The 23,388-nt window shown below is 63.4% G+C and carries 21 protein-coding genes and 1 pseudogene; 11 read left to right on the top strand and 11 right to left on the bottom strand.

What is annotated here, in order from left to right; translation table 11 throughout:
* Positions 1-27 precede the first annotated feature (27 nt).
* Positions 28-828, bottom strand: a complete 801-nt coding sequence (locus QMG79_RS03110) for an IclR family transcriptional regulator (protein WP_283537096.1) — start codon at positions 826-828, stop codon at positions 28-30.
* Between the two features lie 101 nt (positions 829-929).
* Positions 930-1,250, bottom strand: coding sequence for a putative quinol monooxygenase (locus QMG79_RS03105; protein ID WP_283537095.1), 321 nt, complete (start codon positions 1,248-1,250; stop codon positions 930-932).
* A 171-nt stretch (positions 1,251-1,421) separates the two neighbouring features.
* On the opposite strand from QMG79_RS03105, the gene QMG79_RS03100 reads away from it, so the two are divergent.
* Positions 1,422-2,579, top strand: a complete 1,158-nt coding sequence (locus QMG79_RS03100; protein WP_283537094.1) for a glycerol dehydrogenase — start codon at positions 1,422-1,424, stop codon at positions 2,577-2,579.
* Positions 2,580-2,644: 65 nt separating this feature from the next.
* Positions 2,645-5,467, top strand: coding sequence for an FAD-binding and (Fe-S)-binding domain-containing protein (locus tag QMG79_RS03095; protein ID WP_283537093.1), 2,823 nt, complete (start codon positions 2,645-2,647; stop codon positions 5,465-5,467).
* Between the two features lie 80 nt (positions 5,468-5,547).
* Here the strand turns inward: QMG79_RS03095 and QMG79_RS03090 are convergent, their stop codons facing one another.
* Positions 5,548-6,801 carry a M20 family metallo-hydrolase gene (locus QMG79_RS03090; protein WP_283537092.1) on the bottom strand — a complete coding sequence of 418 codons (1,254 nt, stop codon included), beginning with the start codon at positions 6,799-6,801 and terminating at the stop codon, positions 5,548-5,550.
* Positions 6,798-8,492, bottom strand: a complete 1,695-nt coding sequence (locus QMG79_RS03085) for an amidohydrolase (RefSeq protein ID WP_283537091.1) — start codon at positions 8,490-8,492, stop codon at positions 6,798-6,800. The genes QMG79_RS03090 and QMG79_RS03085 overlap by 4 nt, the downstream gene beginning before the upstream one ends.
* Positions 8,493-8,649: 157 nt before the next feature.
* On the opposite strand from QMG79_RS03085, the gene QMG79_RS03080 reads away from it, so the two are divergent.
* From QMG79_RS03080 to QMG79_RS03070, 3 genes are all read left to right on the top strand, one after another.
* Positions 8,650-9,843 (top strand): helix-turn-helix domain-containing protein, encoded by a 1,194-nt coding sequence (locus QMG79_RS03080; RefSeq protein ID WP_283537090.1) that lies wholly within the window; start codon positions 8,650-8,652, stop codon positions 9,841-9,843.
* A 170-nt stretch (positions 9,844-10,013) separates the two neighbouring features.
* Positions 10,014-11,342, top strand: a complete 1,329-nt coding sequence (locus tag QMG79_RS03075; protein ID WP_502934685.1) for an MFS transporter — start codon at positions 10,014-10,016, stop codon at positions 11,340-11,342.
* Positions 11,343-11,457: 115 nt separating this feature from the next.
* Positions 11,458-12,750 (top strand): ArgE/DapE family deacylase, encoded by a 1,293-nt coding sequence (locus QMG79_RS03070; protein WP_283537088.1) that lies wholly within the window; start codon positions 11,458-11,460, stop codon positions 12,748-12,750.
* 102 nt (positions 12,751-12,852) lie between these two features.
* On the opposite strand, the gene QMG79_RS03065 is transcribed toward QMG79_RS03070, so the two are convergent.
* Entirely contained in the window at positions 12,853-13,908 is a 1,056-nt protein-coding gene (locus QMG79_RS03065; protein WP_283537087.1) for a 2,3-butanediol dehydrogenase, read from the bottom strand.
* Between the two features lie 103 nt (positions 13,909-14,011).
* Positions 14,012-14,920, bottom strand: a complete 909-nt coding sequence (locus tag QMG79_RS03060; RefSeq protein WP_283537086.1) for a nitrilase-related carbon-nitrogen hydrolase — start codon at positions 14,918-14,920, stop codon at positions 14,012-14,014.
* 171 nt (positions 14,921-15,091) lie between these two features.
* On the opposite strand from QMG79_RS03060, the gene QMG79_RS03055 reads away from it, so the two are divergent.
* From QMG79_RS03055 to QMG79_RS03035, 5 genes and pseudogenes are all read left to right on the top strand, one after another.
* Positions 15,092-15,343, top strand: a complete 252-nt coding sequence (locus tag QMG79_RS03055; protein ID WP_283537085.1) for a hypothetical protein — start codon at positions 15,092-15,094, stop codon at positions 15,341-15,343.
* A complete protein-coding gene (locus QMG79_RS03050) occupies positions 15,310-16,860 on the top strand; it encodes a purine-cytosine permease family protein (protein ID WP_283537084.1) in 1,551 nt (516 codons plus the stop codon). Before QMG79_RS03055 ends, QMG79_RS03050 begins: the two co-directional genes overlap by 34 nt.
* Positions 16,861-16,863: 3 nt before the next feature.
* Positions 16,864-17,964: an alcohol dehydrogenase catalytic domain-containing protein gene (locus QMG79_RS03045; protein WP_283537083.1), complete on the top strand. Its 1,101-nt coding sequence runs from the start codon at positions 16,864-16,866 to the stop codon at positions 17,962-17,964.
* 51 nt (positions 17,965-18,015) lie between these two features.
* Positions 18,016-18,627, top strand: a complete 612-nt coding sequence (locus QMG79_RS03040) for a TetR/AcrR family transcriptional regulator (RefSeq protein WP_283537082.1) — start codon at positions 18,016-18,018, stop codon at positions 18,625-18,627.
* Positions 18,628-18,663: 36 nt separating this feature from the next.
* Positions 18,664-19,309 (top strand): annotated as a pseudogene (locus QMG79_RS03035) (alkaline phosphatase D family protein); the annotation flags it as partial.
* Between the two features lie 33 nt (positions 19,310-19,342).
* Here QMG79_RS03035 and QMG79_RS03030 read toward each other — a convergent pair.
* The 4 genes from QMG79_RS03030 to QMG79_RS03020 form a co-directional block, all read right to left on the bottom strand.
* Positions 19,343-19,531: a hypothetical protein gene (locus tag QMG79_RS03030; RefSeq protein ID WP_283537081.1), complete on the bottom strand. Its 189-nt coding sequence runs from the start codon at positions 19,529-19,531 to the stop codon at positions 19,343-19,345.
* The gene (locus tag QMG79_RS16600; RefSeq protein ID WP_502934694.1) at positions 19,443-19,757 is read right to left on the bottom strand and encodes a DUF4230 domain-containing protein; all 315 of its coding nucleotides are present in this window, start codon (positions 19,755-19,757) and stop codon (positions 19,443-19,445) included. The genes QMG79_RS03030 and QMG79_RS16600 overlap by 89 nt, the downstream gene beginning before the upstream one ends.
* Before the next feature lie 377 nt (positions 19,758-20,134).
* Positions 20,135-20,770 (bottom strand): hypothetical protein, encoded by a 636-nt coding sequence (locus tag QMG79_RS03025; protein ID WP_283537080.1) that lies wholly within the window; start codon positions 20,768-20,770, stop codon positions 20,135-20,137.
* A gap of 33 nt (positions 20,771-20,803) precedes the next feature.
* On the bottom strand, positions 20,804-21,751 hold the full coding sequence (locus tag QMG79_RS03020) for a hypothetical protein (protein WP_283537079.1): 948 nt from the start codon (positions 21,749-21,751) through the stop codon (positions 20,804-20,806).
* Between the two features lie 128 nt (positions 21,752-21,879).
* On the opposite strand from QMG79_RS03020, the gene QMG79_RS03015 reads away from it, so the two are divergent.
* The gene (locus tag QMG79_RS03015) at positions 21,880-22,416 is read left to right on the top strand and encodes a hypothetical protein (protein WP_283537078.1); all 537 of its coding nucleotides are present in this window, start codon (positions 21,880-21,882) and stop codon (positions 22,414-22,416) included.
* Positions 22,417-22,587: 171 nt separating this feature from the next.
* Here the strand turns inward: QMG79_RS03015 and QMG79_RS03010 are convergent, their stop codons facing one another.
* Complete coding sequence (locus QMG79_RS03010; protein ID WP_283537077.1) at positions 22,588-23,313, bottom strand: PD-(D/E)XK motif protein; 726 nt, start codon at positions 23,311-23,313, stop codon at positions 22,588-22,590.
* Positions 23,314-23,388: the final 75 nt, after the last annotated feature.

The following is a 23,388-nucleotide window of genomic DNA, read 5'->3' as shown; positions in this document are numbered from 1 at the left end:
GTTTTTCACGCCACGCGTTGGAAGGGATCAGGTGCTGGAACGGTTGGGCAGCACAGATGTTGCCCGCAGCGCCCGGCCAACCCGGTCAGCTGTGTCGCGGAGCAGGGATGCAATTTTTGCGCCCCTCCTATCAAAGTCCTCAGTTTCCATGGATACCGCCACGGAGCCAACAATCTGGCCTGCTGCGTTCATGACCGGTGCTCCCAGGCAGGATGCACCCAGAATGAATTCCTCACGTTCGGTGGCTATCCCGTTTTCGCTGATCCGGAGCAGCGCGTCCTCAAGCTCGGGAATCGTGCGGAGTGTCTGGTCCGTCATGGAAGGCATGCCGTGCCGTGCGAGATACGTCCGGCGTCGTTCGGGATCCATGCCGGCGAGGAGAATTTTGCCGAAGGCTGTGGCGTGCGCTGCGTCGTTGAAGCCAAAACCCATCGGTGTGATGCGCGGCCGGGAGGGGGAATCCACCACGTGGGCCACCACGATGTCATCTCCCCGGTGCACGGCATAGTAGGCAGCGGCATCTCCGCGGGAGTGCAGTTCAAGGATCAGGCGCATCACGGCAGATGGCGTACCGATCTGCCGGTGCAGGGATGAATCGAGTGCGTGGACCTTGAACCCGAGCGCATAGCGGCTCTGCTCCTTGAGGTGAACCAGGTGTTCAGATTCGACCAAGGTTTTCAGCAGCCGATAGACCGTGGGCAGCGGGATCTCAAGGGTAGTGGCCAATTCCTTGGCCGTCAGGCCACGTGTGTCTGTTGCGACAACATCGAGCAATGCAAAAGCTTTTTGCACCGATGCCATGCCGGTAAAAGCGTCATTGCGTCCCATAGCTTCCATCTTGGTGCCATGGAGGGGACAAACCAAAGTCTGTCCCCTCCATGTGGACAATCCGCCACTGGTGGAGGAAGAGTCTGCGCGCCGTTGGGCAGTTACGGAACGTTGAGTTCGCCCATCAGGCCCCAGCCTTCAGCGCCAATCTGCTCGCTTATGATGTGTGGGGTCTCCACGAGTGCCTGAGGCATGTCCTTCATGGCCTGGGTGAAGTGTGCGCTGTTCACGTGATCGCCAGCGGCGTCGTCCTTGAAGGCTTCCACCAGGACAAACTCGTTGGGGTTGTCCACACTGCGGGACCAGTCAAACCAGAGGTTGCCCGGTTCTTTCCGGGTGGCATCGGTGAACTCGCGGGTGAGGTCAAGCCAGCGGTCCGTCCAGTCGGGTTTGACGTTGAATTTGACGACGATGAAGATCATCGGGTTTTCTGCCTTCCTGCTGTGGGCTCGTTACAGGTCCGATTCTGCCCGGAACACCGCGACAACCCAAGCCGGGTTATCACGGGGTGAGAACGCCAGGCGCTCTGTTGCACAATCAGTCCTAGGCTGGCATTGCGCCCATTCACCGCATTTGATCAAAGGAGATCTCCGATGACCCCAGCCCAGCACGCCCCCATCCGCACGCTCATTGCACCCAGCCGTTATGTTCAGGGCAAGGGTGCCATCAACAGGCTGGGCGAATTCCTGGCACCCTTGGGCAGCAAGCCCCTGCTGGTTGCCGATGACATGGTCTGGGGCTTTGTGGCCCACGACGTCGAGTCCTCCCTCAACGCCGCCAGCCTTCCGGTCAACCGGGTCCAGTTCAACGGAATTCCCAGCGCCAAGGAAGTAGACCGGCTCAGCGCCCTGATCAAGGAACACGGTACAGACGTCATCGTTGCCCTCGGCGGTGGGTCCACTATCGACGCCGTGAAGGCCGCTGGCTATGCCTCGGAAATTCGTTGGGTCACCGTTCCCACAGTTGCCTCAACCGATGCCCCCACCTCGGCACTGTCAGTGATTTACACCGAGGACGGCGTCTTCGAGGAATATAGGTTCTTCCCGCGCAACCCTGACCTGGTGCTGGTGGATACCCAACTGGTGGCCAACGCGCCGGCGTCGTTCCTAGCTGCTGGCGTGGGAGACGCTCTGGCCACCTGGCTGGAGGCACGCGCAACGCAGCGTTCCTTCGCCAACACCATGGCCGGGGGCCTTCCCACCCTCTCTGGCACCGCGCTGGCGAAACTGTCCTGGGACGTCCTGTGGGAGAACGCGCTCCCTGCCCTGGACGCGGTCCGCGAGAATTTGGTGACGCCCGCCGTCGAACGCGTTGTGGAAGCCAACACCCTGCTCTCCGGGCTGGGCTTTGAATCCGGTGGCCTGGCCGCCGCGCACGCTATCCACAATGGCCTCACTGCTGCGCCCCAGACGCACGGACTGGCGCATGGGCAGAAGGTCAACATCGGCTCGCTCACGCAGCTGGTCCTGGAGGGCGCGCCCAGCGCGGACATCACGGACTTCGTTGAATTCACCACGCGGGTGGGCCTGCCCAATACGCTCACCGAAGTGGGGTTGAAGGTGACGGACGACGACGACCTCCGCCGGGTTGCCGAGGCCGCCACTGTAGAGGGCGAGACCATCCACAACATGCCCTTCGATGTTCCCGTGGGTGACCTGACCAGCGCGCTGAAATCGATTGAGAAGCTCAGCCGTGGGATCCGCGAGCGCGCCGGGTTGCCTGAACCGGTCCTGCACCAGGCCAAGCACTAGGGCATCGCCCGGAACCCCACTGAGCCGAGTACCGCGACTCTGAGCACCCCAAAGGAGACCACTGTATGCTCGACGCGCTCCGCGCCGCCGTCGCCGACCCTGCCCGGGTTAAGACCCGTGCCATCGATCTGCATGCCAATGCCCACGATGCCTCCCACTTCCTGCTGATCCCGCAGGCGGTAGTGGTTCCAACGTCGGCTGCCGAGGTTGGCCGCCTGCTGCGGGCCAGTGCCGCCCAGGGCGTGGCCCTGACGTTCCGCTCCGGCGGCACCAGCCTCAGCGGACAGGCTGTGACGGACGGCGTGCTGGTGGATGTCCGGCGGAACTTCCAGGACATTGAGGTGCTCGACGGCGGCGCCCGGGTGCGCGTGCAGCCTGGCGTCACGGTGCGCCAACTTAATGCCCGCCTGCTGCGGTTTGGCCGGAAGTTTGGTCCGGACCCGGCGAGCGAATCTGCGTGCACGGTGGGCGGAGTGATTGCCAACAACTCCTCAGGCATGAACTGCGGCACCGTAGAAAACACGTACCGAACCCTGGAATCGGTCACGGTGGTCCTGCCCAGTGGCACGGTGATTGATACGGGGGCGCCCGACGCCGATGCCCGGCTCCGTGCGCTGGAACCGATCCTGCATGCCGGGCTGGTGCGGTTGTCCCGCCGGGTGCGCGGAAATGCTGCGTCGATGGCAACCATCACGCGGCAGTTCTCGATGAAAAACACCATGGGGTACGGGATCAACGCACTGGTGGATTTCGAGACCCCAGCAGACATGCTGGCGCACCTGATCGTTGGCAGCGAGGGCACTCTGGGCTTTATTGCCGAGGCTGTCTTCCGGACGGTGCCGCGCCTGGCCCATGCCGGTACCGGTCTGCTGGTCTTCCCGGATCTGTCCACGGCGAACGCTGCCCTTCCTGCTTTGGTGGCAACAGGCGCAGCAACACTGGAACTGATGGATTCCCTGTCCTTGAAGGTGGGTCAGTCGCTTGAGGGAACACCCGGCGTCGTGCGTGATCTTGATGTTCGGGACCATGCGGCACTGCTGGTGGAATACTCGGCAGATACGCCCGAGGCACTGGAGTCCCTGCGGTCCGGCGGCGACGCGGTGCTGGGACAGTTGGGGCTCAGTGCGCCGGCGTCGTTCAGCACAGATCCAGCGGGCCGGGCCCAGCTGTGGCATCTGCGAAAAGGCCTCTACGCGTCGGTGGCAGGCGCCCGTCCGCTGGGAACCACCGCCCTGCTGGAGGACATTGTTGTGCCGGTGCCCCAGCTGGGCCGGACCTGCCAGGCCCTGACGGGATTGTTTGCCAAGTATCAGTACGAGGATTCGGTGATTTTTGGGCACGCCAAGGACGGCAATATCCACTTCATGCTGACCGATGGTTTTGCCACGCCCGACCAGCTGGGGAGGTACAGCGCGTTCACGGAGGACATGGTTGACCTGGTACTTGGCGAGGGCGGGTCGCTCAAGGCCGAGCACGGGACCGGCCGGGTGATGGCTCCCTATGTGCGGCGGCAGTACGGCGATGAGCTCTACGCCGTGATGCGGGAGATCAAGGCGCTGTTCGATCCGATGGGCATGCTCAACCCTGGGGTGTTGCTCGATGATGATCCGAGAGCCCATCTGCGGCACATAAAAACGGCGCCGCCGGTGGCTGAGGAGGTGGACCGCTGCGTCTCATGCGGGTACTGCGAGCCGGTCTGCCCCAGCAAGGACCTGACGCTGACGCCACGGCAACGGATTGTGACACTGCGCGCGGCGGAGCAGGCCCGGCTGGACGGAGATCTGGAACTGGCTGCATCGCTGGAAAAAGATTATGTGTACGAGGGCGTGCAGACGTGTGCCGTGGATGGCATGTGCCAGACAGCGTGTCCGGTAGGTATCAACACCGGAACGCTGGTCAAGCATCTGCGCAAGGACGACGCCGGGGCAGTTGAGAACGCCGTGTGGAAGACTGCCGCAGGGCATTGGGGCGCCGTGACCAAGGGGGCGGGCACGGCGCTGACGCTGGTGGCCAAGGTGCCGTCCGCGGTGGTGCGTCCACCCAATGTGCTGGCCAGGGCCGTGCTGGGCCCGGATACGGTGCCCCTGTACTCCCCCGAACTGCCTGGCGGTGGGCCGTCGCGGGCCAGGCCAACGCCGGAGGGTCCTGTTACGGCGATCTACTTCCCCGCGTGTGTGCAAACCATGTTTGGAGCTGCTGATTCCCAGACAATAAATTCGTCTGAAAAAGCCGGGCGCGGGGTGCAGTTCAGCTTCGAGCAACTCTGCGAGCGCGTGGGCATTTCGCTCCTGGTTCCGCCGGATATTGATGGGCTGTGCTGCGGAACGCCTTGGTCATCCAAAGGCTTGGCTGCTGGGCAGGAGACCATGCATGCCAAGACGTTGGCCGCGTTGCGCGCAGCGACCCGGGACGGCGAGCTGAGCATCATCTGCGATGCTTCATCCTGTACCGAGGGGCTGCTGGCCACCCTTGAGAGCGAACCACGTGTGCCAGGCAGGGCGCCACTGCGGGTAGTGGACGCGGTGCAGTTTGCCGCGGATCGGATCCTCCCGTTCCTGCCAGGCCAGCCCAGGCTCGCGTCCCTGGCCCTGCATCCCACCTGCTCGTCTACCCGACTGGGCCTGAACCCTGCGTTGAGCGCTGTTGCTGGAGCTGTGGCCAAGGACGTTCTGATCCCGGAAAGCTGGGGCTGTTGCGCCTTCGCTGGCGACAGGGGCATGCTTCACCCAGAGCTGACGGCCTCGGCCACCGCCAAGCAGTCCGCCGAGGTGGTCTCCATGGACGCAACAGCCCATGCTTCCTGCAACAGGACCTGCGAGTTGGGCATGACCCGAGCCACGGGCTCCGACTACCAGCACATCCTGGAGCTACTGGCTGAGCAGGGCTGATACTGGCCAGCAAAAACTCCTGCAGGTGAGGCAAGCTCATAGGCCCTGAGATTGCTCTACCTATCGTTCGGGACAGACGGTTAGCCCTCGATCACGTCGCCACGGACCAGCCGGCGGGTGACGTCGGTAAGAAGCTCAACACCGCGCAACGCGTCCTCGTCGCGGGTGAACTCGGCCTCGTTGTGGGAGATGCCCTCGACGCTGGGAACGAAGAGCATCACGGTGGGGACGACATCCTTCAGATTGGTCGAATCGTGTCCTGCGACGGTCATGACCTGTTTGGAGGTGAAGCCCAGCCCGTCCGCGCTGGCCCTGCCAAGCGCCACTCCGCCGGGCTGGTAGGACAGCAGCCCCCAGTTATGCGTGAGCGTGAGGTGGATGTCGGTGCAAGAATCGGCCTGAGCGTCAAGGATCCGCTTGCCCAGCCGCTCCATCGCGAGGATCAGCACGGACTCGTCCGGGGAGCGCAGATCAAGGTTCATCAAGACCTGCCGGGCAATCGTCACCGGCGAGTTTGGCAGGACGAACAGCTCCGACACTGAAGTGTGTAGAAGCCCGGGTTCGAATTCTGCGGTCAGTTCCCGGGCGGCTGCAATGACCAGCGCGGCCCCGTAGAGCGCGTCACGGCGGTCCTCCATGCGGGTAGCACCGGTATGCGACTGCGCCCCGTCCACGCTCACCCGGTACTTGCTCGCGGCCCAGGTCCGGTCCACAATCCCCACGTGGGTGCCGCTCTCTTCCAGCTCCCGGCCCTGCTCGATGTGGATTTCGGCGTAGCGGGCCACCTGGGCGAGGACCGGGGCCCCAGCATCCGGACTGCGGTGCCCTGCGGCCAGAGCTTCGGCCACTGTCGTACCTGCGGGGTCCGCGGTCGCGAGGGCGTCGCGAAGTGCCAGCTTTCCGGTGAAGACGCCGCTGCCCATCATGCTGGGCGCGAAGCGACTACCTTCCTCGTTGAACCAGTTCACCACCGCCAGGTTGTAGGCGGGGTCCACCTTCCCGGACCGGAATTCCGAGGCAACACGAGTGCCCGCGTGGGCCGCGGCGAGCACGCCGTAAGCTCCGTCGTACCGGCCAGCCAGCGGCTGGGAGTCCAGGTGCGAGCCGACCAGCACATAGGCGGCGCCCGGAACCAACTCCAAGGTGCCGAATTGGTTACCTGCCCCGTCAACTGTTTCGGTGAAGCCATGCTGCGCCAGCCACTGGCTGAACCAGGACCGGGTTGCATGGTCGGCTGCGGTGCCTGCCTGCCTGTCGACGCCGCCGCCGGCCGTCGCGCCAAAACTGGACATGTTCGCGAAATCTGCAAGGAACTGCTCATCGGTGGTGCTCATGGGGTTTCCTTCCCTGTCAATGCTGCCTCTAGGTCTTCGCCGTGCGCCCGCGACGGGAGATTGTCGGCGCCGAAACGGACTTGTCCGCCCACCATGGTGGCCAGGACGCGGGTGGCGCCAATGCGGGAGGTGTCAACGGCGGTTGGGTCCTGGTCCAAGAACACCAGGTCCGCCAGGTACCCGGCCGCCAGGCGTCCCTTAACGTCCCCGGCGCCGGTCGCGGCGGCCGATCCCGTGGTGTAGGCAGCCAGCGCCTCGGCTGCCGTGATGCGTTCCGCCGGGCCGTAGACCACGCCAGCGGGCGTCAACCGCTCCACGAACGATTGCATCACGTCCAACGGCCGGCCGTTGGAGACGGGACGGTCCGAGCTTCCCGGCAGCACCAGCCCACGGTTCAGCAAGCTTTTGGCCGGATAGGACCACGCCGTGCGCTTCGGACCCAGGAGGCGGGCCATGCCGTCACCGAATTCGGTGATGAAGTGTGGCTGCGGAACCAACACGATACCGGCCCTGGCAATCCGGTCCAGCTGGTCCGGCCGGACCACGCCGCCGTGCTCAATCCGGTTGGGCTGGCTGTTCAGCCCATAACTGTCTTGTGCTTCGGTGATGATGTCAATCGCATGGTCAATCGCGTGATCGCCAATGGCGTGCATGGCGACCGCCCACCCGGCCCGGTATGCGCCCAGCGCCGACTCGCGCAGCTTCTCCGCATCCATCTGCAGGTAGCCATGATTGTGGGAGCAGCCAACATACTCTTCGGTCATGTAGGCAGTGCTGCCCAGAAGCGAGCCGTCACTGAAGATCTTCACTGGGCCCAGGCGAAGCCAGTCGTCGCCCAGCCCGGTGCGGATGCCGCCGTCCAGACCCGTGAACGCCGGATCGTCGTCGTGACCGGGCACGCCATGCAAGGTATCGATGACCATCATCGGCTGCATCCGGACGCTGAGCAGGCCCCGATCACGGGCATTCTGGTAGGCGGCAAACTCACGGGGCGAATAGCCGATCCAACCACCGGCTACGCCAGCGTCCGTGACGCTGGTGATCCCCTCGGAAAGATAGTGTGAGGTGGCCAGGTCCAGGGCCCGCTCGATCGTCTCCAGCGGGTAGGGCAGCAGGATATTTTGCACCAGGCGCATCGCGTTTTCTGCCAGCAGCCCGGTGGGCGTGCCTGCGTCATCGACGACGACGGCGCCGCCGTCAATCGGCGCGCTGAGGTCGGCTTCTGCGGCAACAAGGTCCAGAGCCGCACCGTTGAGGGTACAGGCGTGGCCGGAGGAGTGCTTGATCCACACAGGGCGGCCACCCGCAGCTGCATCCAGTCGGTCGCGGTCCGGCTGCTGACCGCCGATCAGCAACGGGCTGAAGCCCGAGGCCACCACCCAGTCGCCCGGCGCCAGCCCGACCGCGGCGTCGGTGATAATCCGGTAGACGTCCTCCAAGCTATGCACCGTTCCCAGATTGGCCTCCATCAGCCCCAGCCCAAACCAGACGCTGTGCGCATGGACATCGTTGAACCCGGGAACAATTGTGAGCCCGGCAGCGTCGATGGTTCGTGCCGCGAAACGGGTCAGTGCGGGGTCCGGGTCCACGTGAAGGATTTTGCCGTCGTGGACGAGCAGGCTACTAGCGATGGGGCGGGATGCATCCTGGGTCAGGATGTGGGCATTGCGGATCAGCAGATCGACGGGCATGAATCCTCTTTGATGTGGGGCCCCGGTCCGCTCTGACGGTCGGGTTAGGAGCGGAGGTGAAGCTCCCCGTTCATTCAACTCTGTAATATTGCTGCCCTCAATGGGCATCCAACGCCGCTTTTTGGCTGCATTTTATGCTTTTGCATAAAATAGGCTCATGACCACACACCACGCCGGCAACGCCCAGTCCGCCCAGGCCGCTCTCCGCGACTTCCGGCCGGAACGCCCCCTGGAACCGGAATGGACCGAGCTGCTGGAGAGCCTATGGAAAGACCGCAACCTGCTGGTCAAGGACTTCCTCTCTCGGTTCTCTGCCATTTCCTATGGCGACGCCCTGGTTCCTCCGGAGGACATTTACCAGACCGCGGCCGACACCATGGACATGTTCCTCTTTCAGATGGCAGGCCTGCCACTCCCCGCCGACCTGCAGGCGCTGCCGCGGGAGGTGGCGTCGCGCCGGGCCCGCCAGGGCGTCCCCCTGGACGCGTTCCTCGAAGCGATCCGCAATGACTTCCGGGTCCTCTGGAAGGGGCTTGAACGAGTGGCGGGTACCACCGGAATCGGCGTCTTGGTGGCCAACATGGACCTGGTCCTTGACGCGGTTGAGGGCTACGTCAGCAGCATCCAGCAGGCCTACGCCGAGGAAGAAGCACGGCTAGCCCGCAACAAGCAGCTCTACCGGCAACGGCTGTTGTCCCGGCTGTTCAACGCGGACCTGGGCGGCCCTACCGAAGTCCGCGAGCTGGCGGCGGCCCTCGGCGTCCAGGGCGCTGACACCTTTGAAGTGCTGGCGGTCACCGCGGAGTCCGTGGCTCATGCGCAGCGCCACGTCGAGTCCGATCACCGCACCTACGCCTACGAGAACGCCGGCGTCCTTTATCTTTTCCGGCAACAGCGCAAAGGCCGCACCTGGTCCGCGGAGGCCCCGCCCTTCCCAGCCGGCTACGTCCCCGGCGTAAAGGGGTTGGCCGCCGTCCCCGCAGCTGCCGCGTCGGCGCTGGTCCTGGCCCAACACCAGCCCGGCAGCGCAGGGCTCGCCACTATGGAAAACACCTGGATGGGGATCGCCGGCGGACTGCTGGAGCAAAAATTTGCAGACTTCTCCGAGCCAATCCGGCATGCGCTAGACAACTGCACGCCGCTGGAACGCCAGCGCCTGCTGCAGGTAGCGCGCAGCTACGCACGCACCGGATCCATCAAGGAAACCTCCGAAGAGCTGTTCTGCCACCGCAACACAGTGGTCAACCGCCTACACAGCCTGCACGAGTTGATCGGCCTGGACCTCACAGTGCCGGCCCAGGCCGCCCGGGCTCTCATCACCTTGAGCCGGTACGAGGGCTCCATTGACTAGTTTGTGAGAAAGCACAATCAATGAGCGAAAAGTGGGTGGATATTGTCATTGTTTAGTGCTTTATCACTCACCTAGTCTCGTATGACCACCGCAGCGCACTGGCCCCCGCCTACTGGCTGCCGTAGGACCCGAGATGCACGACTCCCCCGCTCGAAAGGGCCCACGCAGTGATGACCTCAAATTCGCTCTCCCCTGCCACAGGTGCCCCTCCGGTAGTTTCAGGCAAGGACGCAGGCAAGATTGCCCGCGCCGCCTTCGTCGGAACAGCCCTGGAGTGGTACGACTATTACCTCTTCGGTACCGCCGCCGCCCTTGTCTTCAACCGGCTGTTTTTCACCAACATGGACCCTACCGCGGCACTTCTAGCCTCCTTCGCCACCTTCGGCGTGGGCTTCGCGGCCCGTCCAATCGGCGCCGTCATCTTTGGCTACATCGGAGATCGGTACGGCCGTCGTCCCGCTCTGCTGATCACCATTGTGATGATCGGCGCCGCCACCGCCATGATCGGCCTGCTCCCTGACTTCGGCAGCATCGGCCTGGCCGCTCCGGTCATGCTGGCGATCCTGCGCCTAGTCCAAGGCCTGGCCGTTGGCGGTGAATGGGGCGGCGCCGTGACCATGGCCGTGGAGCACGCCCCCGTGGAAAAGCGTGGCCGGTACGCAGCCCTGGTCCAGCTCGGATCGCCTGTTGCAACTCTGCTGGCCTCCGGCGCATTCTCGCTGGTGCTGCTCTTTCCCTCGGAAGCGTTTGACGCCTGGGGCTGGCGCATCCCGTTCCTGCTGGCCTTCCCACTGCTGGGTATCGCGCTCTGGATCCGCCTCAAGGTGGAGGAATCCCCCATCTTCAAGGACCTACTCGCCCTGGGCGAAATCTCCAAAGTCCCGGCTCTGGATGTGTTCCGTCACGCGGGCGGCCGCCTGCTGGTAGCAGTCCTGGCCGCCCTGCTCGGCGTAGGCGGCTTCTACATGATCACTACCTTCGTGGTCAGCTACGGCGCAAACACGCTAATGGTGGACCGCAACGTCATGGTCAACGCGACACTGGTCGCCGCAGTAGCCCAGATCGGCGTCACCTTCCTCATGGGACGGCTGGCGGAGAAGATTGGCCCGGGCAAGGTAACCATGTGGGGCGGCATTGCCAGCGCCGTGACGGCGTTCCCGCTCTTCGCCATGATCGACACCAAGTCCCCACTCTTGATCACTGTGGCCATCACCGTAGGCATCATGCTTATCGCCGTGGCGTACGCCGTGAACGGCGCTCTGCTGACGGAACTGTTCCCGCCTAAGTTGCGCTACTCCGGCGTGGCGCTCGGCTACAACATTGCCGGCGCCACCAGTGGCTTTATGCCGCTGCTGGCCACCGCCATGCTGGGCTTCTCTGGCAACCAGTCTTGGGGTGCCGCCTTGATTCTGATGATCATCTCGCTGCTCACCGCCGTGGGTGGGTTCTTCGGTGAGCGCCTGCGCGTGCAGGACAAGAAACTCGTCGCGGACATCTAGCCAGCCGCTGCGGGCCTGGCGGTTCCCAGCCCCGGATGCGCTCACGTTCCAACGCTCAACCATCACCAATAGGGAGCCGTCCGGCGGACGGCTCCCTATTTATTAGGAGACGAACATGCTCAGTGACGACCAAACCCGTCGCATCCTGGACGCTGTCGACGCCGGTTTTGACGCGCAGCTCTCCTTCACCCAGGACCTTGTTAAGCACCCGTCGCTGCGGACCCGGGAGGGCAGTGCCCAAGACCTAATGTTCGGCGCCATGTCCGGCCGCGGCCTGGATATGGACCGCTGGGAGCTGGACCAGACGGAGCTGTCCGTCCATGAGGGCTTCGGCCCGGTGACAGTCTCCTATGCCGGGATGACCAATGTGGTGGGCACGTACCGTCCTGGCATCGAGCGGGGCCGGTCCTTGATCCTGAACGGTCACATCGACGTCGTCCCCGAGGGCCCTGCCGAGGACTGGACCCGTTTTCCCTGGGACGCCCCTGTCATAGACGGCTGGATGTACGGCCGCGGCGCTGGCGACATGAAAGCGGGGCTCGCGGCCAACCTCTTTGCGTTCGACGCCGTGCGTGCCGCCGGATTCGAGCCGGCCGGACGTATCCACTTCCAGTCGGTCGTCGAGGAGGAATGCACGGGCAATGGTTCCCTGTCCGCCCTGATGCGTGGTTACCAAGCCGACGCGGTAATCATTCCCGAACCGGAAGAGGACATGCTGGTACGCGCCAACGTGGGTGTGGTCTGGTTCAAGGTCAGGGTCACTGGCAACCCCACCCACCCGCGCGAGATGGGCACCGGCTTCAACGCAATCGATGCCGCGTACACGGCAATGACCGCGCTGCGCGGGGTGGAGAAGAAGTGGAACGCAGAGCGGGAGGCGCACCGGCACTTCGAAGACGTAGAGCATCCGATCAACTTCAATTTCGGTGGGATCGCCGGTGGGGACTGGCCCTCCAGCGTGCCGGCCTGGTGTGAGTTCGATGTGCGGGCGGCAATCTACCCGGGTATCGCGGCGAAGGACGCCTGGGCTGAGCTTCAGGCCTGCCTGGCCCAACTGGGGACCGGCCCGAGCCCCATCAAGGCGGTCGGCATCAAGACCGGGTTCTTCGCCGAAGGCTATGTGCTGGAACCGGGCAGCGACGCGGAAAACCTGCTGAGCCGCACCCACGAAAAGGTCTTCGGCGTCGAGTTGAAGAGCTTCACCACCCCCGGCTACCTCGATGGCCGGGTCTTCGCCCTCTACGCCGACACGCCAGCGCTGGTGTACGGCCCCGTCTCGGAGTCGATTCACGGCTTCGACGAGCGGGTCTCTGTCGAGTCCGTCCGCCGGATCACCAAAAGCATCGCCCTGTTCATCGCCGACTGGTGTGGCTTAGATGAGCAGCCGTTAGCCGCTTCGGAAGGCTAGATCCTCACTGAGCCACGTAGGTCTCGTGCCGGACGCGGCACCAGACGTACGTGGCATCAGCCGCCGGTTTCACGCCTATGTTGCAGGGAAAGCCGCCTGGCCCTACGGGTGCACCAGCACCTTCACCGCCGTGTCCTTGTGGTTGATCAGGATGTCGAAGCCTTCATTCACCAGGTCATCGAGGGCGATCTTGCTGGTGATAAACGGCTTGAGGTCCACCTTGCCGTCCTGGACCATCTTGATGACGGCGGGGTGGTCGCGGACGTAGGCGATGGTGCCGCGCAAATCGATTTCCTTCAGGACCAGTTTCTGCATGTCCACGGTGGCCAGGGCGCCCCAGATGGAGACGTTGACCACCACGCCGGCGGGCCGGACGACGTCAAGCATGGTGTCCAGCACCGCGTTCACGCCAGCACATTCGAAGGCCACATCCGCACCGGTCCCACCGGTGAGTTCCAAAACGCGCGCCGGGACGTCTTCCTGGCTGGGGTCCAGAACATGATCCGCTACCCCGCTGGACACGGCCTTGTCCTTGCGGGCCTGCGTGAGTTCGCTGATGATGGTGGTCACGCCCATCCCCTTGAGGACAGCCGCGGTCAGCAATCCAATGGGCCCCGCGCCGCCCACCACAGCGACATCGCCTGATTTGGCACCGCTACGTGCAACAGCATGGTGCGCCACAGACAGGGGTTCGATCAGCGCCGCTTCATCCAGTGGAATGTCCCCAATGGGATGCACCCAGCGGGCATCAACCACAATTTTCTCGCTCAGCCCGCCACCGCCGCCAGCAAGGCCAATAAAGCCCATTTTCCGGCACAGATGGTAATTGCCGGCCGTGCAGGAATCACATTCACCACAGACAAAATAGGGTTCGACGACGACGTTCTCCCCCACCGCGAGGCCTGTCACCCCGTCGCCAACGGCTGAGACAGTCCCGGAGAACTCGTGCCCCAGGGTCACCGGAGCTTCCTCAAGCGAGAGCGGGTGCGGGTGGCCCGGCGCCGGGACAAAAATGGGGCCCTCCAGGTATTCGTGGAGGTCAGTGCCGCAGATACCGCACCAGGCAACGTCGATGGTCACGGCCCCGGCCCGCAGTTCCGGCTCCGGAATGTCCTCGATGCGGATGTCTTTCCTGCCGTGGAAGCGTGCTGCCTTCATGATGGGTCTCCTTGCTGAGCCGTGCGATGGTCAGCTTCCATGGTGCCCACGCGACGGCCGCGCCCACTAGAGGCTTTCGGCCGGTCCCAAATCAGGGGTCCTGCTATCCGCGTCCCAGGTCCCCCACATAGGTGTTCAGGGTTCGCGCCACGCCCAGGGCCTCCGCATCGAGCTCAATGACCGCAACATCTTCGGCCCGGTCCAGCAGCACCGCGTTCTTGCCAAAGGGCGTCGCAATGCAGCTGTGCCCGGTAAATCCCTCGGCGCAGTGGTTTGCGTAGGCCACGTACACACCGTTTTCCAGTGCCCTGGCCGGCACCTGCAGCGTCGAGGTCAGGGTGGCCGAGTAGCTCCATGCGGCTGCCCTTCCCGGCATCCCCGATTCGAGCTCCGGCACGGCGGTGGGAACCAGCAGTGCCTGGGCTCCACGCACCGCCTGGAAGCGGGAGAATTCCGGAAATTCCACGTCGTAGCAGATGCCCATGCCCCACCGCCATCCGCCCCAGTCGAAAGGTTCGGCATAGCCAGCGCCCGGTGTCATGAATTCCTGCTCCACCGGGCCAAAGAGATGGCGCTTGTGAACCCTGGCCAACTCGTGGCCCTCAGGCGTAAAAAAGGACGCGGCAATCCGGTGGCAGGCTTCCTTCGACGAGCCGCCGTCGTCGGACGCCAGGTCAGTCACGGGCACGACGGCGGCCCCCTCGCCGGAGCCACCACCCGCCCCTGAGTCAGCAGCGCAGTCAACAGTGGAGTCAACAGTGGACGCCACCAGCGCAACCCCAAGATCGCGGGCCAGCTCCGCCAGCTGCTGGCGGATGCTGGCGCCGTCCCACTGCCATGCTGTCGCAGGGTCGTACCCGGTGGCGAAGAGCTCGGGAGTGACCACCACCTGGGCGCCCTGCTCCACAGCCTGCATGACAAGCCGCCGCAGGGTCGCCAGGTTGGCTTCGATCTCCCCCGGAATGGCAATACCCTGCACAATGCCCACCCGAAATGCCTTTTCCGCAGCCATGGTGCCTCCTCGCGCGGCCGTCACCAGAAACGGGGGCCGCAGAAATTCGTTGACTTAAGAATGTGATTTACACCATACTATGAAACCAAATCACATTTGGTTTATCGTCCGGCATCGCATCGCCCAGGACGAACCCTGATTTGAGTTCCCCAGGACAGAGAGAGGCACCCCATGAGTGGACCAGATTCCAAGCGGGCACGGCACAGCACAGACTCGCCACGCTCCTCAGGCTTCACAACCGCACTGGTCGAAGAGGGGGTCTCGCCGGTGGTCGCAACGGAGCTGGACAGGCGCCTGAGCATCATCGAAGAGGACGAACTCCAGGACACCACCGCGCACGCCTGGTCCGGACGGCAACTTGCCGGGTACGTCGGCGTAACAGTGGGCCTGTGCCTGCTGGGAATCCTGCTGGTGATCCTGTGAGCGCGGGCGAGACAACAGGAGGGGCAGCAGCGAACACCACCGCGTCCGCCGCCCAGAAAACAGAGCTCAGCAAGGAACACACCTTCGGCACGTTCCCGCTCCTGAAGTCCGAGCGCGTCTGGTCAGGGTGGGACTTCACCTGGGTCAACACCGCCCTGGCCATCGCCACCTGGGCCTTCATTGTGGGGGGCTCCACCGCCCTGCTGGTGGGCTTCCAGGACGGCATCGCCGCGATGATCATTGGTAACGCCATTGGCCTGTGCTTCATGGTCCTGGCCTCCACCGTCGCCTCGCAACGCTACGGTTCCGAGCAATACACCATGCTGCGCGGCGCGTTCGGCGTGGTGGGTGTGGGCATCATTGTCTTCACCGTGATTCTGCTGACGGAAATGGGCTGGTCCTCGCTCCTGGCCGTCATGGCAGGCAGGGCCACCAGCCAGGTGATTGGCACGGCCGCGTCCATTGAGCTGGGCCAGTACGGCCCTGTTGTGACGCTGGGCGGTCTGGCCGCCATTGCCCTGGCCTGGTACATCCTCTCCCGCGGACCCGTCACCATCGGCAAGTTCAACAAGATCATTGCACCGGGCCTGGCCGTGGTCACAGTGGTCATGATGGTCTTCCTGATCAGCAACACCTCTGTGAGCGAGCTCTTCGCCGCAGCGCCGCTGGCTCCCTTTGATGACTCCACCCTGAACTTCATGGTCGCCGTCGAATTCAACGTGGGCGTGGGCGTTTCCTGGTACCCGGTGATGGGCTCGCTCTCCCGCATGACAGCCACCCGCAAGGCAGCCGTGTGGCCCGCCTACGTTGGGCTCTTCGTGGCCACGCTGATTGCCCAGGCCGTGGGGCTCGCCTCCGCACTGACCCTTGGCGACTCGGACCCGACAGTCTGGATGGTGCCCTTTGGCGGTCCCATCATCGGCGTCGCCGTGCTGGTGTTTATTGCCTTCGCCAACATCACCTCCATGTCCTCGATTGTGTACTCCACCATCCTGGCCATCAGGCAATCCTCGGGCAGGCTGCTGGCCAAGGTCTCCTGGAAGGCACTGACCGCGGCGTTCTTCGTGGTCCCGGCGATCATGACGTTCTTCCCACAGTTCATGTACGAACAGTTCATGGTGTTCGTCTCCGTCTCCGGTGCGTTCCTGACCTCTATCTGCGGCACCGCCCTGGCCGACTACTTCATCCTGCGCAAACAACGGATGGACCTGCGCGAACTGCACCTGGGCCAGCGCGGCACCCTCTACTCCTACGCCGGCGGCGTGAACTGGGCCGGGCTTGCAGCAGTGGTTGTGGGAACCCTGTTCTACCTGTGGCTCTACAACCCCATTTCCCTGGAAACCCAGCCAGTGTTCAACCTGGTCACGGCCTCGCTGCCCGCAGCGATCCTGGCCGCCGTTGTCTACCTGGTGCTGATGAAGGTGCTCTACAGCCGGCGCCCCATGACACCTGCCACCCACAAGCCCGCCGCGCATGCGGCGGCGGACGTAACCCCCGCAACAGCGAAGGACTCCTGAGACATGCCCACCATTGCCAATGCCGCCGTCCACACCGGAGCCGGAGAATCCGGCCTGGAACTGACAAAGGTCACCGTCAAGGATCCCGGACCCGGCCAGGTGCTGGTCAGGATGGGTGCCTCGGGGGTGTGTGGATCGGACCGCCACGTGCTCGACGGCGACTGGTCCATGCCTAGCCCCACTGTCATGGGGCATGAGGGTGCCGGAACCGTGGAGGCGGTGGGTGAGGGCGTCACCACCCTGAGCCCGGGCGATCACGTGATCATGACCTGGTTCTACCCCTGCCAGCAGTGCAGCAACTGCCAGCAGGGCAAGCCGTGGGTCTGTACTGGCTCCCGCGCGGACGAATGCGTGCTCCCGGACGGCACCAGCGCCATGACTTTGGGTGATGCCCCGGCGTATCCGTACCTGGCGGTGGGTTCCATGAGTGAATACACAGTGGTCCCCGAGCAGGCCGCCATCAAAATCCCGGCGGACGTACCGTTTGACGTGGCCGCGCTGATCGGCTGTTCGGTGGCCACCGGCGTCGGCGTCGTTATTAATGACGCGGAAGTAAAGCCGGGCCGTTCGGCGGTGGTGATCGGCGCTGGCGGGGTGGGCCTGTGCATCATCATGGGCCTGGCGCTGGCCGGGGCAAACCCGATCATTGCGGTGGACGTCAACCAGGAATCCCTGGAGCTGGCCCGGAAGTTCGGCGCCACGCACACCATCATTGCCGGTGAGGATCTGGGCGCGCAGGTCCGGGAGGTCACGGAGACCGGGGCGGACTATGTGTTTGAGGCCATTGGCCGGCCGCAGTCCATTGCCCAGATGCCAGCGTGCCTGACCAGCGGCGGCACGGCGGTGATTGTGGGACTACCCCCAGAGGATTCACCGTTCCAGCTCGATGCGCTGGCCTTCGCGGAGAGCGGCAAGAAACTGCTGGGCTCCAATTACGGCTCCACCATTCCGGCGCGGGATTTTCCCCTCCTGGCGGGCCTGTACCTCAACGGCAAGCTCCCGCTCGATGAGCTGATCACGCACCGCTTTGGCCTGGACCGGGTCAATGAGGCTTTTACCCTGATGCGCGAGGGCGCCCGGGGCCGGAGCGTTATTGTGTTCTGATGCAGATTCACGCACCGGCGCGTGCCGGCCACCCAGAATGAGGTACTGAGCATGGGTCGACCCAGCCGAAACATCCTCTCCCCTGCCATCATTGCCGGCTCGGCCCTGAAACTGGTCCGGCTGCACCGTGATTTCACCATCCCGGGGATTGCGGCGGACCTGGGCGTGAATGCGTCCTCGCTGTATCACCACGTCAAGGGCGGCAAGGCGGAAATCATCAAGCTGATGCGCGCTGAGCTGTATGCGGGGCTGGAGCTGTCCGCCTTCCACGATGCAACAATCCCGTGGCAGGAGCGGCTGGCCGGGTGGATGCGCTCCTACCGGGACGCGTCCGCCCAGGTCCCTGCGGTGCTGCCGCTGCTGGTGGGGGCACGGGTGGATGATGCCCGAACCCTGGAGGTCTACGAGACGCTGCTGGTGATCCTGGACCATGCCGGGGTGCCCGGGGGCCAGCAGCCGGCGGTTTCGGCCATGGTTGACGCGATGGTGATTGGCTCAGCCATTGACGCCGCATCCCCTGACGCGCTGTGGATCACGACGCCGGAGACCCCCCTGCTCGCCGCCCTCGCCCAGGAACCAACAAGCGGACGACGCCGGGAGGACGGCCTGGAGTTCGCCATCCGCGCCGTGGTGGTGCAGGTGGAGGGGCTCGTGGGGGCGTGACGCTGTTTCTAACCATGGAGGACTCGCGACGGGGTAGCGGGTGCCGACATGAAGATCCACCCGGCAGTACGCGACGACCAGCTGGCCGGGGACGACTGGGAGAAGGACCTGGCCGTCCGTATATAGCCGAGGATCCCGCGATCACCGGTGCGGAACAGGAGAAGTAGCTGCTGGAGGGTTTCCGGAGCTCCGCGCAGCACTGGGACATCCTGAGCCAGCAGGTGTTCTTCGCCGAGCGGGACCGGGACAAGGCACCGGAGATCGACGATGTCTCCATGGATGGGTGGGACGGCTACGCCGCATCGCGCCGCCGGATCACCCAGGGCAGGTTGAACGCCAAGGTGCGCAACGCCGTGGTCCTCACCGGAGACGTGCACCGGAGCTGGGCCAACGCCGTCAAGGTGGATTACAAGGACCCAGCGTCACCGGTGGTGGCTCGGAGCTGGGCTGCACCTCCATCTGGTCCGTCGGCAACGGTACGGGATCGACCATGGACCCGACTATGGCCTAGAACCCTCATCTGAAGTTCTACAAGGACAACCGTGGCTACGTGAACACCCGCATCACCAAGGACGCCATGACCGCGGACTTCCGGACGCTGGACTACGTCACGACGCCAGGGGCGCCGGTCAGCACGAAGGCCACCTTCGCGATCCAGGACGGGGTGCCGGGGCTGCAGTAACGGCGGCCCGCCCCGGCCCGCCGCCACGCGTTGCTAGAAGCAATCGGGCTGGTAGGCCGGATCTGCAGGCCCGGACACCCGGCTCAGGGCGTGGGCCACGAACTGGTGCACCATGGGGTCGTTCAGCGTCTGGTCATGTTCGAAGACATCGGCCGGGCACTTGTCCTGGATGGTGATGTTGGTGACCTGCCGCGCCGGCCCGTTGAGGAACTGGCTGTTCATTTCGATATACCCGAGACGCCTCATGGTCCAGACGGGGCTCTTCCAGCTGGGCCTCGGGCAGACGTAGCGTGGCTGACTTTCCGTCGGAGGACAGAGTCCGGTCGCCCTCTTTGATGCCCGAGAGATCAACGTGAGCGTCCACTGTTCCCACCGCTACGAAAAGGGTTCGCCGTCCGGAAATGAGGTCCGGCATGTCTTCATTACCGTCGCCAGTGTCGACGATCATCTCGAAGGACCCGATAGCACTCTGCAGCTTGGATGCATCCCTTGTGGATTGCAGGATGACTGTTTGGTCAGTTGATTGCGCGCTCCAGGGAAACTCATTGAACCCAAGCAGGCTGGCCCTGCCGATCGACTCCAGAACCACGCCGGCTAAAATAGCGACGCCCTTCAATGCCTTCAAGACTGTATCCCCCAGTGGTGCCAAACGGCAGAGCCGCGTTCCGTCAATAGGACTTCGTCCAACGGATATCCCGTCCGGAAGACCCACAGTCACTATGGCCGGGCCCACCGACACGCGGACGAATAACCTGGCGCTCTATGTCAAAGCACTACGCTATGTTGACCCCGCCAGTACCCTCGCGAAATGACATTTTTCGCCTACTACTTCATCTGCACGCGGCGCGTAGGCGACTCTGCCTGATCTGTTGCGACGGGATGCGAAGAGAGGTTGGGAGCGTCGGGATCCTCCGCCGGAGCCAACCTCACGAAGTCAGCGCGGAAGACGTCGTAATACACCCCGAAGAGACGCCTTAGAACCGTCAGAAAATTCACAGCCAAATGCACTAGTCCGGCGACTATTACGAAGGTGGCAGCCAGGTGAGCCCACTCTGGCCTGGCGGCTCGGGGAACCGCAAGGGCGACTGCCAGGCTTACCGCAATGGATAACGCAAGTCCGGCGCAGTACAAGCAAGCCACGGCCGTCTGGCTGGTCAGGACACTCATCCTTCGGCGAATGCTGAACTCATTTGATTCGCTGATCTTAATGCGGAGGTTCGCCAAAAAAATGAAGGCAGTGACCAGGGCACCTACGAGGAGACCGGTTGCGGTAAGAAGGGCTGTGGCACCACCGCGGTCAAGCTTGAAGTGGAAAGATAGGCCCAGCCCGGCCACCGCGAGTGGAAGTACAAAGAGAGTCGCCAGCGTACCCGCCGAGATTCTCTTCTGCCCATCTGCACGGAGAGACCTGAAGTGGTTAACGATAATAGGCTTGATGCTGAACCTTTTTAGGTCTTGCATGTCGGGGCCTCCTGGCAAGATTGTAGTTCCGCCTTACTTAGGAAACCAGCCCTGCGGCGGGGTGATGCCCACCTCGTGCAAAACGGAAAACGCTGAGGACTGAATCTCTTTAAGAAAATCTTGCTCCGAGGGTCTGACATTCGTATCCAAGGGGTACACGAAGCGAGGCCACCCGTGGCTAACCTCGAGAATCCTCTTCTGTCCGTCCTGGACGGTGATGATCTTCTCTTCGTCGAAGTCGGAGTCGGCATAGTCCTTGAGGCCCACCAAACCCACGAGTTGGAATGGCTGCCTCCCCTTCCCAACCATGCTCTTGAGCGTGGCCGCGAACTTCTTAGCGAGTCCACTGCCCGGCGTGATTCCCACGAACATCCTGACGCCGGACACGCCCGAGGAATCGCTGAAGTCGAAGCTTGTCTGGTCGACTGATTGCTTGGTTACAAGTTCGACGCCCGTAATGCCTACGTCGGAACTGTTGAGGTACTGCATCCATGCCACACCGTCGGCAACATCCTTTTCCAGATGGATACGGAGGTTCTTTAGACCCAGACGGAAGTTAAGCTGGTTGACGAAGGGAGACAGAAGGCTCGCGTTACCTTGCACTTCGGAGATGATGATGCCGTACTCACCGCTCGGTGGAACTATGAAGACGATCCTCGAACCCCGAAGGACAGCCTCGTCGGATGAGATGTCCTTCGTCTTCTGACCGGACGTTACGTTCACCGCACGGGCTTCCGAGCCGTAGGCGCCTCCCGAAGCTTCGGTGACAAGTCCCCAGTTGTCGCGACGCTCCGAGTCAACGGTGAAGAACGTTGATTTCCTGTCGTCTGCTTCGCCTTGGTTGACCATCTGCTTAATCTCGCCGTCGAGAAGCGAGAGAAGAGACCCTCCGAGGGACTTATGGTCGAAAGGGTAGGTATCTTTGGGTCGCCCCTTGATCGCCAACTGGAAGAGACTAATCCGGTATCCAAAGGCGCTCAACGGCCTTACCCCAATCTGCTATGTGCATTGCACGACTTATCTTGCCATCACTTTCCCCGCGACATTGCCACGCCTCGATGACAAGGAGGCACAATTCTTCCCCCCCCCCGTGACGATACATTAAACCCATGACGGACGAAGACCCGTGGTACGCGCGCTTGCGCAGTCAGTGGAAACCCAGCCGCGTGAAGTTGCTGATGATCGCGGAGAGTGCGCCGGCCGACGGCGGGGATGTCTCGGCCCGCAGGTTCTTCTATGCAGACCGGCTCGGTCCCGACAACCTTTTCCGTGGCGTGGTTGAAGCGATGTACGGAGTCTCGAAGACGGACCTACAACGAACCGGGAAGCGTCCTTGGTTGGAACGACTCTACGATGACGGCTTCTTCCTCATCGATCTCGCCCAATATCCAGTCAATGCCCTCAGCGCTGCCAAGCGTCGCCGAGTCCTGCACGACGCCGTTCCGAGCTGTGTGGCGCGCGCATCGGCTCTTGAACCGGTGGGCGTCGTGGTGGTGAAAACGGATCTCTACGTGATACTTAATCAGCCGCTCATCTCCGCAGGCCTTCCGCTCCTGCATGACCGTCCGATCGCGTTTCCCCTCGGCAATACGCGAGCCAATTTTGTGGCTGGATTCAACCAAGCCCGGCGGCGGCTTCCCACATAGTGCATTCCGGTCGAAAACAGTCACAGCGCTGACCGTTTTACCAACGAAACGCGTCCGGGCAATTGCTCGTCAGGCACCGAACCATTCGCCAGCAAGACAGGCAGCAGGCCGGCCTTCACCGCTGCCCCAACTAGGTCTGTTGGATGAAGCGCGCCCCGGCGCGGCTTTGTCTCACGGGACTTGCGGTTCACCGCCAAGAATCGCCAAAGACACCCGGTGGATTCCAGACACGGGGTTGTCGGCACTGATAGTCGCCGGCAGGTTGATCGTGAAGGTCACGGACTGAGCATCCACGTGATGGTGGCTGACGACGTCGTCTCGTCTGAGCACCTCCACCGCAGGATCCCCCATCTCGTAGCACCGGACGAAGGCCGGCGTAAACGAGGTGGTGAAGGGAGCGTCATTAGACATTGTCGTGTGGTGGTAGCCGAAGCCTGATTCGGACCCGTAGCTGGAGACGTGAGCCAAAAAGTCCGCCGCGGCGCCTCCGTTTCCCGTGGCCTCCATACGCTCCACGATCCGCTGGGTAAGTTGCGGCACCGTGAAGGAATTGGCACTTGGTGCGGACAGTTGGAGCCCGACACTAACAAGCAACAGCCTGTCCTCGCCGGATACGTCGTCGGAGGGTTGGAGCGGCTCGATCTGGTGAACACCTTCGACGGTGTGCCTGGATGTGCTCCCGGTCGTCGTCTTGATCTCCACACCGGTCCCGTCCCAAGAGAAGTCGCGTGAGGAGCGTCGCCAGCCGTCCCACGCCTGGACGAGTTGGCCGACGTACTGTTCGTCGGCCTGGCGGAATACGGCATCGAGTATCAGGAGTTCTCCGGCAAGACCGAACAGCGCGCTTTGGGAGAGTTCGAGCCGCTTGATGGTGAGTTCAATAATCGGTTCCGTCATTGCGAAGGCCCGCGGTAAGTCGCTATCTGCTCCTTCGCGTAGCAACTCAGTACCAATGAGGGCACCGACTTGATC

Origin of the sequence: Pseudarthrobacter sp. PS3-L1 (genome assembly GCF_030063285.1) — a bacterium.
Classification (GTDB): Bacteria; Actinomycetota; Actinomycetes; order Actinomycetales; family Micrococcaceae; genus Arthrobacter.
Note: the sequence above shows the minus strand (reverse complement) of the source record. Positions and strands in the feature narration are given on the sequence as shown.

Coding starts and splice junctions, on each gene's coding strand:
- QMG79_RS03095 (WP_283537093.1), top strand. CDS start 2,645: ATGCTCGACGCGCTCCGCGCCGCCGTCGCCGACCCTGCCCGGGTTAAG.
- QMG79_RS03085 (WP_283537091.1), bottom strand. CDS start 8,492: ATGCCCGTCGATCTGCTGATCCGCAATGCCCACATCCTGACCCAGGAT.
- QMG79_RS03105 (WP_283537095.1), bottom strand. CDS start 1,250: ATGATCTTCATCGTCGTCAAATTCAACGTCAAACCCGACTGGACGGAC.
- QMG79_RS03080 (WP_283537090.1), top strand. CDS start 8,650: ATGACCACACACCACGCCGGCAACGCCCAGTCCGCCCAGGCCGCTCTC.
- QMG79_RS03110 (WP_283537096.1), bottom strand. CDS start 828: ATGGGACGCAATGACGCTTTTACCGGCATGGCATCGGTGCAAAAAGCT.
- QMG79_RS03010 (WP_283537077.1), bottom strand. CDS start 23,313: ATGACGGAACCGATTATTGAACTCACCATCAAGCGGCTCGAACTCTCC.
- QMG79_RS03060 (WP_283537086.1), bottom strand. CDS start 14,920: ATGGCTGCGGAAAAGGCATTTCGGGTGGGCATTGTGCAGGGTATTGCC.
- QMG79_RS03070 (WP_283537088.1), top strand. CDS start 11,458: ATGCTCAGTGACGACCAAACCCGTCGCATCCTGGACGCTGTCGACGCC.
- QMG79_RS16600 (WP_502934694.1), bottom strand. CDS start 19,757: ATGATCGTCGACACTGGCGACGGTAATGAAGACATGCCGGACCTCATT.
- QMG79_RS03015 (WP_283537078.1), top strand. CDS start 21,880: ATGACGGACGAAGACCCGTGGTACGCGCGCTTGCGCAGTCAGTGGAAA.
- QMG79_RS03055 (WP_283537085.1), top strand. CDS start 15,092: ATGAGTGGACCAGATTCCAAGCGGGCACGGCACAGCACAGACTCGCCA.
- QMG79_RS03075 (WP_502934685.1), top strand. CDS start 10,014: ATGACCTCAAATTCGCTCTCCCCTGCCACAGGTGCCCCTCCGGTAGTT.
- QMG79_RS03025 (WP_283537080.1), bottom strand. CDS start 20,770: ATGCAAGACCTAAAAAGGTTCAGCATCAAGCCTATTATCGTTAACCAC.
- QMG79_RS03100 (WP_283537094.1), top strand. CDS start 1,422: ATGACCCCAGCCCAGCACGCCCCCATCCGCACGCTCATTGCACCCAGC.
- QMG79_RS03090 (WP_283537092.1), bottom strand. CDS start 6,801: ATGAGCACCACCGATGAGCAGTTCCTTGCAGATTTCGCGAACATGTCC.
- QMG79_RS03045 (WP_283537083.1), top strand. CDS start 16,864: ATGCCCACCATTGCCAATGCCGCCGTCCACACCGGAGCCGGAGAATCC.
- QMG79_RS03030 (WP_283537081.1), bottom strand. CDS start 19,531: ATGAACAGCCAGTTCCTCAACGGGCCGGCGCGGCAGGTCACCAACATC.
- QMG79_RS03040 (WP_283537082.1), top strand. CDS start 18,016: ATGGGTCGACCCAGCCGAAACATCCTCTCCCCTGCCATCATTGCCGGC.
- QMG79_RS03065 (WP_283537087.1), bottom strand. CDS start 13,908: ATGAAGGCAGCACGCTTCCACGGCAGGAAAGACATCCGCATCGAGGAC.